The sequence below is a fragment of the Mesorhizobium sp. Cs1299R1N3 genome (assembly GCF_037179625.1).
GTDB classification, from domain to species: domain Bacteria; phylum Pseudomonadota; class Alphaproteobacteria; order Rhizobiales; family Rhizobiaceae; genus Mesorhizobium; species Mesorhizobium salmacidum.
This window is the reverse complement of the sequence record NZ_JAPYKQ010000033.1, coordinates 14,828-30,387: the sequence shown is the minus strand read 5'-3', so window position 1 is coordinate 30,387 and position 15,560 is coordinate 14,828. Positions and strand designations below refer to the sequence as shown.

General features: G+C 61.3%; 13 protein-coding genes. 9 read left to right on the top strand and 4 right to left on the bottom strand.

Annotated features, from left to right (window positions below; translation table 11 throughout):
- A partial coding sequence (locus tag O7B34_RS31295; protein WP_337149562.1) for a sigma-70 family RNA polymerase sigma factor occupies positions 1-427 on the bottom strand: 427 nt, incomplete at its 3' end.
- Between the two features lie 641 nt (positions 428-1,068).
- Positions 1,069-1,710 carry a LysE family translocator gene (locus O7B34_RS31290; protein WP_337143258.1) on the bottom strand — a complete coding sequence of 214 codons (642 nt, stop codon included), beginning with the start codon at positions 1,708-1,710 and terminating at the stop codon, positions 1,069-1,071.
- A 276-nt stretch (positions 1,711-1,986) separates the two neighbouring features.
- Here O7B34_RS31290 and O7B34_RS31285 point away from each other — a divergent pair, with 276 nt between their 5' ends.
- From O7B34_RS31285 to O7B34_RS31255, 7 genes are all read left to right on the top strand, one after another.
- The gene (locus O7B34_RS31285; protein WP_337143257.1) at positions 1,987-3,741 is read left to right on the top strand and encodes a thiamine pyrophosphate-dependent enzyme; all 1,755 of its coding nucleotides are present in this window, start codon (positions 1,987-1,989) and stop codon (positions 3,739-3,741) included.
- A gap of 144 nt (positions 3,742-3,885) precedes the next feature.
- A complete protein-coding gene (locus tag O7B34_RS31280; protein WP_337143256.1) occupies positions 3,886-4,761 on the top strand; it encodes a cytochrome c oxidase assembly protein in 876 nt (291 codons plus the stop codon).
- A gap of 191 nt (positions 4,762-4,952) precedes the next feature.
- Positions 4,953-5,981, top strand: a complete 1,029-nt coding sequence (gene coxB, locus O7B34_RS31275) for a cytochrome c oxidase subunit II (protein WP_337149561.1) — start codon at positions 4,953-4,955, stop codon at positions 5,979-5,981.
- Complete coding sequence (gene ctaD / locus O7B34_RS31270; protein ID WP_337149558.1) at positions 5,978-7,918, top strand: cytochrome c oxidase subunit I; 1,941 nt, start codon at positions 5,978-5,980, stop codon at positions 7,916-7,918. Before coxB ends, ctaD begins: the two co-directional genes overlap by 4 nt.
- The gene (locus tag O7B34_RS31265; protein ID WP_337143253.1) at positions 7,915-8,517 is read left to right on the top strand and encodes a cytochrome c oxidase subunit 3; all 603 of its coding nucleotides are present in this window, start codon (positions 7,915-7,917) and stop codon (positions 8,515-8,517) included. The genes ctaD and O7B34_RS31265 overlap by 4 nt, the downstream gene beginning before the upstream one ends.
- A 1-nt stretch (position 8,518) precedes the next feature.
- Positions 8,519-8,860 (top strand): hypothetical protein, encoded by a 342-nt coding sequence (locus O7B34_RS31260; protein ID WP_337143252.1) that lies wholly within the window; start codon positions 8,519-8,521, stop codon positions 8,858-8,860.
- A 329-nt stretch (positions 8,861-9,189) separates the two neighbouring features.
- On the top strand, positions 9,190-10,332 hold the full coding sequence (locus O7B34_RS31255) for a c-type cytochrome (RefSeq protein ID WP_337149556.1): 1,143 nt from the start codon (positions 9,190-9,192) through the stop codon (positions 10,330-10,332).
- Here the strand turns inward: O7B34_RS31255 and O7B34_RS31250 are convergent.
- On the bottom strand, positions 10,304-10,741 hold the full coding sequence (locus O7B34_RS31250) for a c-type cytochrome (RefSeq protein ID WP_337143250.1): 438 nt from the start codon (positions 10,739-10,741) through the stop codon (positions 10,304-10,306). The genes O7B34_RS31255 and O7B34_RS31250 overlap by 29 nt on opposite strands.
- Before the next feature lie 791 nt (positions 10,742-11,532).
- Between O7B34_RS31250 and O7B34_RS31245 the strand changes: the two genes are divergently transcribed.
- Positions 11,533-11,712: a hypothetical protein gene (locus tag O7B34_RS31245; protein ID WP_337143249.1), complete on the top strand. Its 180-nt coding sequence runs from the start codon at positions 11,533-11,535 to the stop codon at positions 11,710-11,712.
- A gap of 437 nt (positions 11,713-12,149) precedes the next feature.
- Here the strand turns inward: O7B34_RS31245 and O7B34_RS31240 are convergent, their stop codons facing one another.
- The gene (locus O7B34_RS31240) at positions 12,150-13,061 is read right to left on the bottom strand and encodes a hypothetical protein (protein WP_337143248.1); all 912 of its coding nucleotides are present in this window, start codon (positions 13,059-13,061) and stop codon (positions 12,150-12,152) included.
- Positions 13,062-13,884: 823 nt separating this feature from the next.
- Here O7B34_RS31240 and O7B34_RS31235 point away from each other — a divergent pair.
- Positions 13,885-14,406, top strand: coding sequence for a YciE/YciF ferroxidase family protein (locus tag O7B34_RS31235; protein WP_337143247.1), 522 nt, complete (start codon positions 13,885-13,887; stop codon positions 14,404-14,406).
- Positions 14,407-15,560: the final 1,154 nt, after the last annotated feature.

Below are 15,560 nucleotides of genomic sequence, written 5' to 3'. Positions count from 1 at the left end.
TCCCTACCGCGCAGCCGCATATCTCGGCCGTTTCCTCATAGCTTACTCCCAGAACGCCGATCAGCATCAGAACCTCGCGTTGGTGTTCAGGTAGCCTTTGAATGGCGCCGTGAACTTCCTTGCTCTGAACGCTCCATTCCTGGGTGGCTTCCGAAATCGGTCTGGAAGATGCACAGTCGAGCAGGCCAGGCGCTTCCCGGGCAGCGATCTTGACCCGGGTATAGTAAGTGTTGCGCATGATGGTGAAGAGCCAAGACTTCATGCGCGTCCCGGGCTCGAACTTGTCGATGTTGGCGAGCCCCTTGGTCAGCGTCTCCTGCACCAGATCGTCGGCATCGTCGGGGACGCGGCAGAAGGTACGCGCGAAAGCCCGCAGGGCAGGTATCAGGTCAACGATGGAAACTTCATTGGTTTCCTGATCGGCCAATGGTCCAGATCCCGGAAGAAGGTGTGTGAACGCAGTCCCAGCTAAATGCATGGAAATTGGGTTCGTTCCCCGCGATGAGATAACTCTTCGGAGATTCTGCACAGGCGGCGATATCTGTGATCGACAGAGCGTGCGCCGCGCGCCCATTCTTCTGCGGGAAGGCCGTGCGCCGGCAGTTGACGCCCTGAGTGCTTCAACCATCCAGCATCGACCGAGGACCTGCCGTGACCAAATCCGCCCGTCGCTCAGCACGCCAATCGGCAAAAGGACGAGATCAAACATCGCACACGGAAATGGCGGTGAATCTGTACCGGATCGTCGGAGAAGAAGGGCCCGCTTTCACCACAGCGCACGGACCCCTGTCTCCGATGATCAAAACACGTTGCGGAGCGGTGAACGACGCACGATGACCTGCCGCCGTGGCCGGCGCTCAGCCGATGGCGGTGATTTCGTCTGACGCGTTCCTTTCGGCGGAGCCGAAATTGCAGGCAAGCGCTCGGCTCCGTTATGGGGAAGGGCTCCGCGCCGTTCTGGAGAGGCTTGTGTTGGCGCCGCGCGATTGAGACAGCGGGACAACGAACTTGCAGGGAACCGGACCGCCAATGTCGAGCTTGTTCGGCCCGAAGCATCCATCCGTTTCGTCAGCGGTTTGCACTGCCGCCGATCACCATTCGCATGCCGAGGCCAATGATGAAACAGCCAGCAAGCCGCTGCTGCCAAAGCTTAGCGCGAGGGTGCCGCATGATCCATGCGCCGATCGCGCCGGATGCCAGGGCGTAGGTCCCCAAGACCAGCACGCCCGTTGTCTTCTGCGTCGCGCCGAGCAGCACCAGTTGTAGCGTGACGGAGCCCCTGTGCGGATCGACAAATTGCGGCAGAAACGCAACCATGAACATCAAAGGCCAGGGATTGCTCAGATTGGCGATCATTCCTTCGCGGGCGGCGGCAAGCGGCCGCAGGACCTTGATGTCACCGGCGGCAATTGTTGCGGAGGACGAAAGCAGCAGCCGGATACCGAGCCAGACGATATAGGCCGCACCAGCCCATCGAAGCAGGTTGAACGCTAGGGAAGAGGCGTGGATAAGCGAGGACAGGCCAAATGCAACCAGGGGAAGCTGGATCAGTCCTGCGCCCAACGTCATCCCGGCCACGGTGAACAGAGCAACGCCGCGCCCTTGTCCGATGCCGCGGGCCATCACAAGCATGCTGTCGGGGCCAGGCGGCACCTGCATGACAATGACGGTTCCGACGAAAGCTAGCCACAATGAAGGGTCGATTGGCATCTGCGTTCGCGCTTCCCAGGATGTCAAACCGGCCAGCGTTCATCAGGTTCCCGTGGCAACCGAAATGTCGCTATGCGACGAACTTAGGGACCTGGACACGAGCCATCGAGTGGAACGCTGCTGCGCCGCCCCGACAACGCACCACGTCGAGGACGTTCGAGTAGATTGAATGGTTTTTTCTGAGGGTTCGCTTCGGAACCGTGTCACGATTCCTTGTGGCGAAGGAACCAACTCGGAGTTCACCGGTTCGGCGTCATCCACCGGAATCATCGCGCCATGCCAAATGCAGCTGAAATTCTCGTCGACACACTCATCGCCTGGGACGTGGAGGTGGTGTTCGGCTTGCCGGGAGACGGCATAAACGGCGTCATGGAGGCGCTACGCACCCGGCGGGACAAGATAGCCTTCGTACAGGTCCGGCACGAAGAGTCGGCTGCCTTCATGGCGTGCGCCTACGCCAAATGGACAGGAAAGCTAGGTGTCTGCCTGGCAACGTCCGGCCCCGGCGGGACGCATCTTCTGACCGGCCTTTATGACGCCAAGCTCGATCAAGCTCCGGTGCTTGCGATCACGGGCATGCAGTTCCACGATCTGATCGAGACGTTCACGCAGCAGGATGTCGATCTGACGCGCGTGTTCAACGATGTCTCCGTCTACAACGCCCATGTCAGCGATGCCGCGCATATGGAAAACGTTGCCAGCCTCGCCTGCCGAACCGCGCTTGCGCGTAAGGGCGTCGCCCATCTTTCGATTGCCAGTGACGTGCAGGAGCAAGAGGGCGATCCCTCAAAGCGCAGCAAACGCAACCGCCCGGCGCACACGCCGCAGCAAATGTTCGCCGGCCACACCATGCCGCTGGACGCCGAGCTTGACGAAGCAGCCGCCATTCTGAACGGCGCCTCGCGAGTGACGATCCTGGCCGGACGCGGCGCCATCGGCGCGGCCGCGGAACTCGAACATACCGCGCGTCTGCTGCAGGCACCTGTCGCGAAGGCCTTGCTGGGCAAGGCGGTGCTGCCCGACGACCATCCTCACACGACCGGCGGGATAGGCATCCTCGGAACCCTGGCTTCACAAGAAGCGATGGAGACATGCGACGCCGTGCTGATCGTCGGTTCCACTTTCCCGTACATCGAATACTACCCCAAGCCCGGGCAGGCCCGTGGCGTCCAGATCGACTGCGATGCGCAGCGCATTGGCCTGCGCTTTCCGGTCGAGGCCGGTCTTGTCGGGGACGCCGCCGAGACATTGCGCGCCCTCAATCAACGTCTGACCCAAAAGCCTTCCGGTGAATTCCTGCAACACTCCCAGGAAACTATGAGGAGATGGCGCCAGATGATGAGGCAATCCGAAGACGCGCGGGCGCATCCGCTGAAGCCGCAAACGATTGCCCGGGCGTTCGGCCAAAGACTGGCCGACGACACGGTGCTGGCCACCGACTCCGGTCAGAACACGGAGCTTGCCGCCCGCCATGTTGATCTTCGAAGCGGCCAGGCGTTCGGCGTATCCGGGTCGCTTGCATCCATGGCTTGCGGCCTTACCTATGCCATCGCCGCCGGCATTGCATTTCCCGGTCGACCGATCGCCGCTATTGTCGGAGACGGAGGTTTTGCCATGCAGCTTGGCGAATTCTCGACGGCGGTGCGCTACAAGATTCCGTTGAAGATTCTGGTCATCAAGAACAATATGCTCAATCAGATCGCCTGGGAGCAGATGATGTTTCTGGGTAACCCGCAATTCGGTTGCGAACTGCAGCCGATCGATTTTGCCAAGGCGGCGGAAGCGATGGGCGCAAGCGGTTTCCATATCGAGCGGGCCGATCAAATCGAGACCGTTCTTGACAAGGCCTTCGCAACCGAAGGTCCGGTCGTGATCGAAGCGCTGGTCGATGCCTATGAGCCGCTGATGCCGCCCAGGATGTCGTCCGATTATTCCAAGAATTTCCGCCAGGCCTTGCCACAAACGCCAGGGCACGAACGCATTGAAGAAAATATCGGCCGGGAGCCGGCGAAGTCGATGATGGATGCCTAGGGAATTCCAGCGAAAGTGCGAAGGGGCTTTGCGGCCGGAATTACGCAAACAAAGGGATAGAGCATTGGATGCGAACCTGTTTTCGCCGGAAATACTCTGGAGCCGCGAAATGCAGCCAGGAGAGCAATGCCCCAGAGGCGGAGAATGAGCTTCGACGCACTCTTCTCGACTTCTATCTGCTATGGCAGCGGCGCCCCGCAAGCCGGTTGGACGCTGGCGTTTCCGATTACATTTCCGCTCGCGGCGGTGGTGTCGCTGTACATTGCGGGCGCCAGCCGGCTCTGGCGCAGGAGCGGACGGGGACGTCCTTTGCGGTCGCGGCAGGCCTTGCTGTTTTTCGCCGGCTGGGCCGCACTGGCGGTCGCGCTTGTAAGCCCGATCCATGCGTTGGGCGAACATGTGTTTGCCGCTCACATGGTCGAGCACGAACTGCTGATGGCCATCGCGGCACCGCTGCTGGTCGCTTCCCGCCCGATGGCGGCGATGATGTGGGCGCTGCCCGCGCGGCTGCGCCAGACGGTCGGTACGGCTGGGCACACAAACACATTTCAGGTGATCTGGACTGTCATGAGCCGCCCTGTGGTCGCGACTTTCCTGCACGGGACCGCGATATGGGTATGGCATGTTCCCGCGCTGTTTGAGGCTGCCCTCCAGCAGGGTTTGCTGCACTATGCCCAGCACGCGAGTTTCCTCGGCACCGGGCTCTTGTTCTGGTGGGTGCAGTTGCCCCGCCCTGGCCGCGAGCAAGACTGTGGGGGTGCGGTCATGCATCTCTTCTTCACCTCGCTGCACACCGGCTTGCTCGGGGCATTGTTCGTCGTCTCGCCCAGGCTGTGGTACCCGGAAAATACCATCGGTTCGAAATTGTGGGGTCTCAGCCCAATCGAGGATCAGCAATTGGCGGGCCTGTTGATGTGGATCCCTGCCGGCGTGATCTATGGCGGAGCCGCACTGCTGCTGGCCGCGTTTTGGATTGAAACAAGCGGGCGGCGGCAGGCTTCGCACCTGCCCATCATCTAGAGGCGCGCTTCCGCGGTATGCTGAAGAACGGCCGCCCCTCGCCTTCCAGTTCGCGCCTTTCTCTGGTGCAGCGGTGTTGCCAAGCATCCTTTTGCAACCAGCCGCGTTGTGGCCTCGGCAACGATGGTGGATCCTTCATGGCAAGGTGCGTCAGTCCGGTGGCCCGCCTTCGCAAGCGGAAACGACCGCTGATGCCGCTCACCAACACATGGCCAAAACAGTGGGCCAGCACAGCGCCAATGTTGGTTCTGGCTGGATGCGGCGACTGGCAGTCCGCGCTCCATCCACATGGTGCGAATGCCGGAAGGATATTTGACCTGATCTGGTCCTTCAGCGCGGTTGCGGCTGGCACATGGCTGCTTGTCATGCTGGCCTTGGCGGCAGCGCTTCTGCGTCGCCGCCTGACCGAGACAACGCATTTGCCACTTGAGATCGACTCCCGTCAGGAACGCCGGTTTACGCGCCTTGTCGCAAGCGCCATCGCTTTGACCGTTCTGGTGCTCGTCATACTGACGACAATGAGCTTTTTCGCGGGCAAATCCATTGCTTCGCTGAGCGGAACGGAAACGCTTACCGTCCGGATCACCGGGCACCAATGGTGGTGGGAGGTCCGTTACCTCAAGCATGAACCGTCGCAAGGGATTGTGACGGCAAACGAAATCCATATCCCGGTTGGAGAGCCGGTCAAGGTCGAGCTCGATTCGCTCGATGTCATTCATAGCTTCTGGGTGCCAAGCCTTGCCGGCAAAAGGGATCTCATCCCGGGCCGGCCGAGCGAGCTCACGCTTATCGCGGATAAACCCGGAACCTATCGCGGCCAATGCGCCGAGTTCTGCGGCTATCAGCACGCCCACATGGCCATCACCGTCGTCGCGGAAAGCCGCGAAGCGTTCGATGCGTGGCGATCCAGACAGGACGCCGCGGCACCCGCGCCCGCCAGCGACGAAGAACGCCGCGGCCAGCGGGCTTTTCTTTCCACCGGCTGTGCACTCTGCCACACGATAAGAGGCACACCGGCCAGCGGAACGCTTGGACCTGATCTTACCCATCTCGCAAGCCGCCGCGCACTGGCTGCGGACACCTTGGCCATGACCCCAGGGGCGCTTGCTGCCTGGATAGCCGATCCGCAGTCCATGAAGCCCGGCGCCAAGATGCCGCGCATTGCCCTCAGCGCCGATGATCTCAACGCCGTCGTCACCTATCTTGGAAGCCTTGAATGAGCGGCGTTGCGGGAACGTCAGCCGAGCATGAACAGGAGGTGCTGAAAGGCGTGCGGGACACCGGCCTCGATGAGGCGAGGCTGCGCGCCTTTCTGGCGCATGCCTGGCGAACGCCGAAGGGCCTCTACGGCTGGCTGGTCACTGTCGATCACAAGCTGATCGGCCGGCGCTATATCGTCACGGCTTTCCTGTTCCTCATCGTTGCAGGTCTGTCCGCGCTGGCGATGCGGTTCCAGCTTGCCCAGCCCGAAGCCGGCTACATCGGTCCCGATCTCTACAACCAGCTGTTCACCATGCATGGCACGACCATGATGTTTCTGTTCGCCGTGCCGGTGATGGAGGCGTTCGCCATCTACCTGGTGCCGCTGATGATCGGCACCCGAAATGTCGCCTTCCCGCGCCTCAATGCCTTCAGCTACTGGGTCTATCTTTTTGGCGGGCTGATGATCTGGATCGCCTTTGCCTTCGAAACTGGCGCCGACGCCGGCTGGTTCTCCTATGTTCCGCTCGCCGGACCTGAATACGGCATCGGCAAGCGCCCCGATTTCTGGGCGCAGATGGTAACTTATACGGAAGTGTCCGCACTCGCGGTCGCGGTCGAGATCATTGCGACAGTGTTCAAACAACGCGCGCCGGGCATGTCGCTCGACCGCATCCCGCTCTATGTCTGGTCGGTCCTCGTCACCGCTTTCGTCATACTGTTCGCCATGCCCGCGGTGATGGTATCAAGCACGATGCTGATCCTCGACCGGTTGGTCGGCACGAAATTTTTCGACCCGGCCGCAGGGGGCGATGCACTGCTGTGGCAGCATCTGTTCTGGTTCTTCGGCCATCCCGAGGTCTACATCATCTTCATTCCGGCGGCCGGCTTTGTCTCCGCGATCCTGCCGACCTTCGCCCGGCGCCCGGTCTTCGGCTATCTCGGGATCGTGCTGTCGCTGGTCGCGATCGGCTTCCTCTCCTTTGGCCTGTGGGTGCACCACATGTTCGCCACCGGTCTGCCTCAGCTCGGCGAGAGCTTCTTCACCGCTTCCTCGATGATGATCGCCATTCCGAGCGGCATTCAGATCTTCTGCTGGATTGCGACGATCTGGGGCGGCCGGCCGAGCTTCGCCACGCCCATGCTTTTCGTGCTCGGCTTCATCTTCACCTTCGTGATCGGCGGACTGACCGGGGTCATGGTCGCCTCGGTACCGCTCGACCTGCAGGTGCACGACACCTATTTCGTGGTTGCCCATTTCCATTACGTGCTGGTCGGCGGCGCCGTCTTTCCCCTGCTCGGCGCCGTCTATTACTGGTTTCCCAAGATCACCGGCCGCATGCTGTCTGAAAGGCTCGGCCGCTGGAATTTCTGGCTGGTCTTTCTCGGCTTCAATCTCACCTTCTTCCCCATGCATATTCTGGGTCTGCAAGGCATGCCGCGCCGTGTTTACACCTATCCGCCGGCGAGCGGCTGGGGCGAGATGAACCTCTTCATCAGCCTCTCGTCGCTGGTGGTGTTCGCCGGTTTTGCGCTTTTTTTCCTGAACATCCTGCTCAGCCTTCGCAACGGCCGCATTGCCGGAGACAATCCCTGGCAGGCCAGCACGCTCGAATGGGCGACGACTTCGCCGCCGCCCTCCTACGATTTTTCGCGGCTGCCGGTGGTAAACCATCGCGAACCGCTCTGGGCCGAGCCCGACATGCTCCCCGTCGTCGAAGGCCTGCGCGTCGATTCCCGCGAGGTGCTCGCCGGCACGGTCGCCGACGCGGTGCCGCAACTGAGGGTGCCATCGGCCGGCAATTCGATTTGGCCGCTGCTCTCGGCCATCGCGGTTGGCGGTGCATTTCTCGGCTCGATATTCACGCCATGGGCGGTGGTCTGGGGTGCAATGCCGGTCTCGATTGGCTTCATCTGTTGGTTCTGGCCGAAAGGCGAACCGGAGGACGAGGAATGAGGCATCGCCCTGTCGCCGATGTCAGCCATTTGCCCACATATGATTTCGGGGCGGCGAGCCCGATGTGGTGGGGAACCCTTGCGTTCATCGCCCTTGAGGCGACGGGTTTTGCCCTGGCGATCGGTACCTATTTCTATCTGGCGGTGCTGGCCCCGCATTGGCCAACCGGAGCGCCGGCGCCAGATCTGCTGCCAGGCACGGTAGTATTGGTCATTCTGCTCGCGAGCATCGTGCCCAACCATCTGGTCGAACTTTGGGCGCGCCGTCAGGACCTCGCAAAGGTTCGTCTTGGCGTGGTCGTCATGTCGATCATCGGAATTCTTCCGCTGATCGTTCGTATCTGGGAATTTCCGGCGCTGCGGATTTCCTGGGATCAGAACGCCTACGGCTCGATCGTCTGGTTCCTGCTCGGGCTGCACACAACGCATCTTCTTACCGATGTCGGGGACACGATCGTCCTTGCGGTTCTCATGTTCACGCAAAAAGGCAAGGCCGGCCGACGCTTCAGCGACGTCTCGGACAATGCCTTCTATTGGGACTTCGTGGTCGTCTCATGGGTCGTGCTCTATCTTGTCATCTACTGGGTTCCGAGGATGTGAGATGCAGGCGATCCGCACCGGCGTTTCCTGGGCAGGCCTGGTCAGTGGACCAGCCGCGTGGGCAATAACGCTGCAGCTCGACTATTCAACCGCGTCCTGGCAATGCCACGCCAGTTTTTGGCCCACTGCCTTGTTCTCGTTGATAGGTGCCGCCGCCGCAACGGCAGGCGCGCTGCTGTCGTGGCGCGCGATTCATGACCGAGGCCATGGCACGAGCCCGCCCCTTAAGGCGCGCACTCGCATGTTTCTGGCCAGGACTTCGGTCGGCATTGGAGCGCTGTTCACGCTCGTGATGCTGACACAAATGTTGGCAGGGCTGACCTTCAGCGGGTGCGAACTGTGATGACAACGCCGGGAAGCCGGCGACTGGCCGTATGCCGCCGCGGGCGTGCGCTTTGGCCTGCCGCGGCCGCTCCAGTCCCGGCCATCATCTCTCGGGCAGTCGCGATCGCCGTGGCATCGTTGGCGCTTTGTACCCACCTGCCGGCGAGCGAAATCCAGAAGGGTGAATATCTTACCAGGGCGGCCGACTGCATCGGCTGCCACACATCCAATCCCAGCCGCCCGTTCGCCGGAGGCTATCGCGTCCCGACACCGTTTGGCGATGTCTATTCCACCAACATCACACCGGATCTCGAGACGGGCATCGGACGCTATTCCGCGGACGAGTTCGTGCGAGCCGTCCAGCAAGGCGTCAGGCGTGACGGGGCCGACCTTTATCCCGCCATGCCCTATGACAGCTTCGCCGCGATGAGCCGCGAGGACGTGCTCGCGATCCGGTCCTATCTGCTGGCGCAGTCGCCGATCTCCCAGCCGCGCCCGGCAAACATCCTGCCCTTTCCGTTCAACCAGCGATGGACACTGGCGCTATGGAAGCTCGCGAACTTGCACAGCGGCAGTTTCATGCCAGATCGGAGCCGAACCGCCGCATGGAACAGAGGGGCCTATCTCGTCGAAGTGCTCGGTCACTGCGGTGCCTGTCACACGCCGCGAAATACGACATTCGGCATGGATGACAATCGCAAGCTTGCTGGCGGCAGCGCCGGCATCTGGCAAGCCTTCAACATCACCAGTGACAAGATCGCAGGCGTGGGCGGCTGGAGCGATGAAGAGCTGTTCCGGTTTCTCAAGACCGGCGCCATGCCCGGAAAGGCATATGCAAGCGGCCCGATGGCGGAAACGGTCATGAACAGCTTGCAACACCTGTCGGACGACGACATCCATGCCATGGTCGCTTATCTCAGGGATGTGCCCGCACGACCCGGGGACGAGAGGCAGCCGCGTTTTTCATGGGGCAATGTGCCCACGATCGCGGACAATGCTGGAACCAAGGCGCAAGGTAGCGGAACCGCGGCCGGCGGCGATCTCTATCGATCGCTCTGTTCGGGGTGCCACGGGGCGAATGGAGAGGGATCAGCGGACGGCACCCCATCGCTGACCCACAACACCTCCCCCGGTGCGGCCGTGCCTGACAATGTCGTCATGACGATCCTTGAAGGCGTCAAGGCTGGTGACGTCGCGGGCCGCAAATCAATGGCGGCCTTCGCCGGCTGGTTGGACGACGCCCAGGTAGCGATACTCGCAAATTATGTGACCGCGCAATTCGGTAATCCGGAAGCGAGCGTTACGGCGGCCGACGTGCGCCAGATGCGGGCCGGCACGTCGACAGAGCAGACAGTCATGCTTCTGGCGGGACAGGCGCTGGCGGCCAGCGGCGCCGGTTTGCTACTCGGCCTGCTGCTTCTGCTGGCAAAACGCCTGCGGCCAAGAATGCGCTCAACGCGTCTCATGTTCGGGCATAGAGATAGGCGGTGATGTCGCGCGCCTCCTGGGGCGACAGATTTGTGTTGGGCATGGCCGTTCTGGGATCGACATCGCGCGCCCTGCTGATCCAACGCATCATCGCGTCTGGGGATGTTCGCGACGCCCCGACATATTCTCTCTCGGCGATGCCTCGCAGGGACGGACCGACGGTGCCACGGGCACCAGGCACCCCGGGAATTTCGTGGCATCCGCCACAGCCATTGCGGATGATGGCCGGCACGGCACGTTCAGGATCCCCACCGACCGCTTGCAGAATGGCGGTTTCTCGCTGGCTGTTGCTGCGGATCAGGCCGATGGCGCAGATCGCTAAAACAATGACGACAAGCACCGATATGCCTTCCACCCGCCGAAGGGCGGATGTCACTTGCTTGGAAACAGCTTCTCGACGCATCTGCTCCATTCCATCACGCGGTTTCTCCCTCGCTTTTGAAGGTCGCATAACCAAACGTAATCCAACCAAGCATGTTCCTGGAAGCAGACGGCAAGCCCGCTTGCGAGTTGTCGCAGCTTCTGGTTTCCGGGAACCAAACTCACAAGTCCTCCCGTATTGTTTCGCATGGTTCAGGGGACGTTGCATGTCGGAAGAGACTGAGGTCGAACTACCGCGGCGTTGGCAATAACCAGGTGCCGGTTGGTCGATGGGTGCTCGGAAGCTAATCGATTCTGAGACGAAGGCGCACTGGCACGACATACTCTGAAGGCCATGCGCGAGCACCGGACCGAGGAGGCTATCATGGGCAATCCCAGCAATGTCGAACTCGAGTCCTGGTCGAAAAGATGGACGCAAAGCTCCGATTCCGGCAAGTCGCCTGCGCGGCACACTTATCCGTTCGTTTTGTGCTTTGCTTGTTCGAGCGGTCACTGTCCGAGATCAGCTTTTCGACGCACCGGCCGAGGCATTGCGGCTGCACGCCGAGCTCGGGAACTCGGTGGTCGATATCGTCGCCGATGCCGGACATATGATTTACCGGACGGCCCCACAGGTGGTTCTTGCATGATCGACAAGATCGCCGCTCGTCGATCGGCCGCGACGCGAAGCTGAGCGGCCGACAAGCCGCCGCCTGCCGGAACTGGCCGGACACTGCCGTGCAACTGGCCTCGGTGCGGAACCTTCCGACCCGCGCTGCAACAGGCCGGCACGGAACCAAATAGCATGGTGAGCGTTTGGGGCGATCAATGAGGACTGCCCCCATGGCCGAGGACGATGACGAGCGCCGCCGCCAGCTCCAAACGGCAAAGGAACGGCATGTAGACTGGCTTGTGCGGAAAACCGGCATTACAAATACCCAGGGCCATGAGCTAATTGATTTGCTCGGCGTCGGCAGTCTGTCATCGCTGGTGCGCGAAGCGGTCTTGCTGGCGAAAAAGTAGCAGCGTTGCGGCGAAGCTATCGGCCCGGTTGAAGGCAAAACCACCGGCGCCTGGCCTTCGCGGGCCTGATGATCGACGGAAAGCGCAAGTGGCGGCCGGATGCCAAGGATGGTCGCGAGTCGGCGTTAAACATGCGTCTTGCTCCAGTCCCCAGCGATCGTCGGATCATCCTCGCCCTCGGCGCAACGCTGACGAGGCCAGGCAACGCCGGTCAACAATAGGCAAAGGTGCCCCTATGAAAAATGAAAGGCGTCAGGAGGAATGGAGGTAAGACCGGCAAGGCGAGGCTGGGCCAAACATCACCACAGCACGTTCGCTCTGGCGGACACTCTCGACCGGCCGACTTTGATTTCGACTACCACGTTCCACCAAAGACGAACGCCCGCCGGCAAGCCGACGGGCGAATTTGGGCGGGCAACGGCAGCGGCGCTGGCGGGTCAGTCGCGAACGAACAGAGCCTCGTCTTCATCGCGCTGGTTGCCGCCAAGTGCCGCGGCAACGCCGGCGATAAAAGCACCCACGATCATCGAGAGGGCGCCGACCAGCGCGAAAGTGGCGCTTGCCTTCCGGGCCGTGTCTGCGGCGGCCTTCGCCTTGTTCTTGGCGTCTTCTATTCCTGCGAGAACCGTGTCGACGCGCTTTGCGGCATCGGCCTCCGAAAGCCCGGTGCGGGATGCGACCAGTTTCGCAAGATAAGTCTTGTCGTCGGCCGATACCGCGCCCCTGGAAGCGCTCGCAACAAGGATGCGGGTCGCCTGAGCGGTCGCGCTGGCATCGTTCTGGCCAGCAGGAGCGGCGGTTCCGCTATTGGCTGGCCGGAACAGCGCATCGACGAAGTAGCCTAAGCTGTTATTGTCGCTCGCGCCGCCCGCGGCATTCGTGGCGGCGGAAGTAGCGCCCGCAGCCATGCCCGAGGCGACGTTGGACGTGGCCTGCACACCCGCCCCGATCGTTGCCGATAAAGCCGAGCCGAAGACTCCCGCAACCAGCAGCGTTGCTAAGGCCCAGGCAAGGAAGCCGTGCGCGGTATCGCGAAAGTAGACTTCATCATCGTGAACGCCGACCCATTTCGTGCGCAGGCGGCCGGTAAGATAACCGCCTAACCCGGCCGAGAGCCATTGCACGACGACCAGCCATACGGCGGCCGAAACCGCGAAAGTGGTGACCGACGCACTTGCGCCGGTCCAGGGTGAAACCATCGTCAGTCCCAGTCCCGAGCCAATTAGCATCAGGATTATCGTCAGCGTCGACGCAGCAAAAGCACCCGCAATGATCGGTGCCCAGCTTACGGCGGATGACGACGACTCCCTTGCGCCGGAAACTTCAATGTCAGCAACTGCGGGGTTCATCTGGAGCTCCTAGCGCGCGAACAGCATGAGCAGAATGATGATCGGAATTGGAACTCCGAGCAGCCAAAGCAATATACCGCGACCCATGGCGACCTCCTGTATTGTCGAGACGAATACCAATTCCCGGAATTGGTTTTCGTTCCAAAGGTCTAGTCACCCAGATCAACGACAGAATGGAGATTTGTTTAGCCGATCCGGCGCCTCGCATTGCCCGCCCGCGCCCAGGAGCGCGGCCGACAAAATCCAATAGGCCGCGTCCTAAAGACGGTGCCGAAGTGAGGCCAACTTAACGACGGGACATTGGTTCCACCTTGAAGGAGATGGGACTCGAATCCAAGGAATGGGTGGCAACTCAGCCTTCCGCCACCAGACCTGCGAGACCAGCAGCGTCATCGGGCTGCCGACGACAGCCGGATTCGGTGAATTGCCCTATTTTCCCGTTTTACTGCTGGCCCTTTTGGCGATGCGGCTGGCACGACGCTATGGACGCCGTCCTGCAATTGCGTTTGCCGCCTCTAGGAAGGTCGCCGCCGAGAGGTCTTCTGGTGCCTTCCGGGCCAAAAGCCGCGCTCTGCATGATAGACCAAATTTAATGACGCGGCGGCAAGGGCCCGCCGAAGTGATCACCGTCCCAGCCCGTCCCCGTTGCCTCTGGGTTGTCGAATATGAAGATCACGAAATATTTCGACGGGAACGTCGCTTAAGTCTGTCGGTTGTGGTTGTTCGGAGAAGTCGAAACGCCTTCCTCGAATTTCGCTAACTTTGAACAATGGGCGAACGCCGTTCTGTTTGGAACAGCAAGCCAACCGAAGGAGAGACATTGATGGTGAAGAACAGTTCGTCCGGCGCTGCGAACGGCTTGGAAAGCCTGTTCGTGGATGGCCTGAAAGACATCTACTACGCGGAAAAGAAAATTCTAAAGACGCTGCCGAAGATGGCCAAAGCGGCGCAATCGGAAGAGGTGAGCGCAGCCTTCGAAAAGCATCGCACCGAGACGGAAGGTCAGATCGACCGGCTCGAGCAAGTTTTTGAAATGCTAGGCAAGCAGGCCCGGGGCAAGACGTGTCCCGCGATCGACGGCATCATCGAAGAGGGTTCGGAAATCCTCGAGGAATACAAGAACGAGCCGGCACTCGACGCCGGCCTCGTGGCGGCCGCCCAGTCGGTCGAGCACTATGAAATAGCGCGCTACGGCACGCTGATTGCGTGGGCGGAGCAACTGGGCCTGAAAGATGCCCTGCCCTTGCTGCGCCAGACTCTCAAGGAAGAATCCGCCACCGATGAGACCCTAACTAAGCTCGGCGAAAGCGGTGCGAACGAGCGGGCCTTGCAGGCGGCCGCCTGAGGCGCACTGTTGCTCGACCAAGGCACTGCCGCGGCCTCGGCGCGGCTTTGAGAAGACATCATTTCGTGGGCAGCAGGAACCCGCTCCAGAACGCTACACGGAGCGGGTCCCTATTCCCAGCCAAAGCGCGGCTCAGGCAAGCGCTGCTGCGGCCAATGGAATTGCTGAAGGGGTGTTGCCTGCCGCGGCGGGAACGCAAGTAAGTCTTCCAGATAGCACCACCGCCGAATGGAGGAACTCCTCGGCACGAACAGAGTTGCCGACTCTTTGACCGCGCTGTCCTATTCTGGGGAGCGCGGTCAAACCACCCCTGACTGCGCAGGCGGCTCCGGCAAACCCAGCCCCCGCCCACTGTCGGGGCCGCTGTGCTCATCGGCTTCGCTGATCTAGCCGTTGCTCGGGGCGAGCCGTTGTCCCTGGGCGGTTGCCGGCCTCCTGGCCTGTCCCGCCGCACCGTCTCTCCAGCGCCACCTGCAACCGTACCACGGCCAGCAATAGGCTCACCGATATACCTTAGAAGGGCTCGTTCTCGTCCATGGTCTACAACAAACATAATCCAGATTGTTCCGCTGTGGCAGCAATCCCGGGCGTTTGCTCGAGGATCCGGAGCCAGAGGCCGCCTGATCGCTTATGACAGCGGAGGTGACCAGATGGCTCGAAAAGTACGCGTATGGTGAAGGTACGCGCGGAGTCAGACCGTGTGTCGAAAGAACTGCTGGATGGGGAGCGGGCTCAGCGCGCGGCAAAGAAGGCTCGTTTGAAGGCACAACGGGAAGCTCAACAGAATAAAAAGGAACAGAAAAAAAGCTCTTCATCTTGAAGGGAGGGATCGATCACCCCGGGGCCACTCTTTTTCCCATCGGAAGTTTGTCCTTTTCGGCAATGTCGCTGGGAAAGGTCAGGGGCTGCTCAAGCGAGCTGCCAAAAGATTTAAACGGCGTCGCAACATCCCGCTCCCGCCTCGCTATTCACGGCAGCGGCGGGCGTCCCTAGGACTAGTCAAGGGACTTGCCCGGGGCGGGGTGACCCACGCTTTGGCTAGGTTGCAATTTCTGTGCCGTGCGGTTTGTGCTGCGGTGAAACAGCAGCAGACGAAAAAAACCTCCACGTGGCGCCACGCCACGTGCCGCCTTATCCGCGTGGCTACATCGGAG

What these genes read in the sequence shown, in the direction of transcription:
- coxB (WP_337149561.1), top strand. Translation starts at nt 4,953, where the DNA reads ATGCCGCTCACCAACACATGGCCAAAACAGTGGGCCAGCACAGCGCCA.
- O7B34_RS31250 (WP_337143250.1), bottom strand. Translation starts at nt 10,741, where the DNA reads ATGGAGCAGATGCGTCGAGAAGCTGTTTCCAAGCAAGTGACATCCGCC.
- O7B34_RS31245 (WP_337143249.1), top strand. Translation starts at nt 11,533, where the DNA reads ATGGCCGAGGACGATGACGAGCGCCGCCGCCAGCTCCAAACGGCAAAG.
- O7B34_RS31235 (WP_337143247.1), top strand. Translation starts at nt 13,885, where the DNA reads ATGGTGAAGAACAGTTCGTCCGGCGCTGCGAACGGCTTGGAAAGCCTG.
- O7B34_RS31240 (WP_337143248.1), bottom strand. Translation starts at nt 13,061, where the DNA reads ATGAACCCCGCAGTTGCTGACATTGAAGTTTCCGGCGCAAGGGAGTCG.
- O7B34_RS31280 (WP_337143256.1), top strand. Translation starts at nt 3,886, where the DNA reads ATGAGCTTCGACGCACTCTTCTCGACTTCTATCTGCTATGGCAGCGGC.
- O7B34_RS31265 (WP_337143253.1), top strand. Translation starts at nt 7,915, where the DNA reads ATGAGGCATCGCCCTGTCGCCGATGTCAGCCATTTGCCCACATATGAT.
- O7B34_RS31260 (WP_337143252.1), top strand. Translation starts at nt 8,519, where the DNA reads ATGCAGGCGATCCGCACCGGCGTTTCCTGGGCAGGCCTGGTCAGTGGA.
- O7B34_RS31290 (WP_337143258.1), bottom strand. Translation starts at nt 1,710, where the DNA reads ATGCCAATCGACCCTTCATTGTGGCTAGCTTTCGTCGGAACCGTCATT.
- ctaD (WP_337149558.1), top strand. Translation starts at nt 5,978, where the DNA reads ATGAGCGGCGTTGCGGGAACGTCAGCCGAGCATGAACAGGAGGTGCTG.
- O7B34_RS31285 (WP_337143257.1), top strand. Translation starts at nt 1,987, where the DNA reads ATGCCAAATGCAGCTGAAATTCTCGTCGACACACTCATCGCCTGGGAC.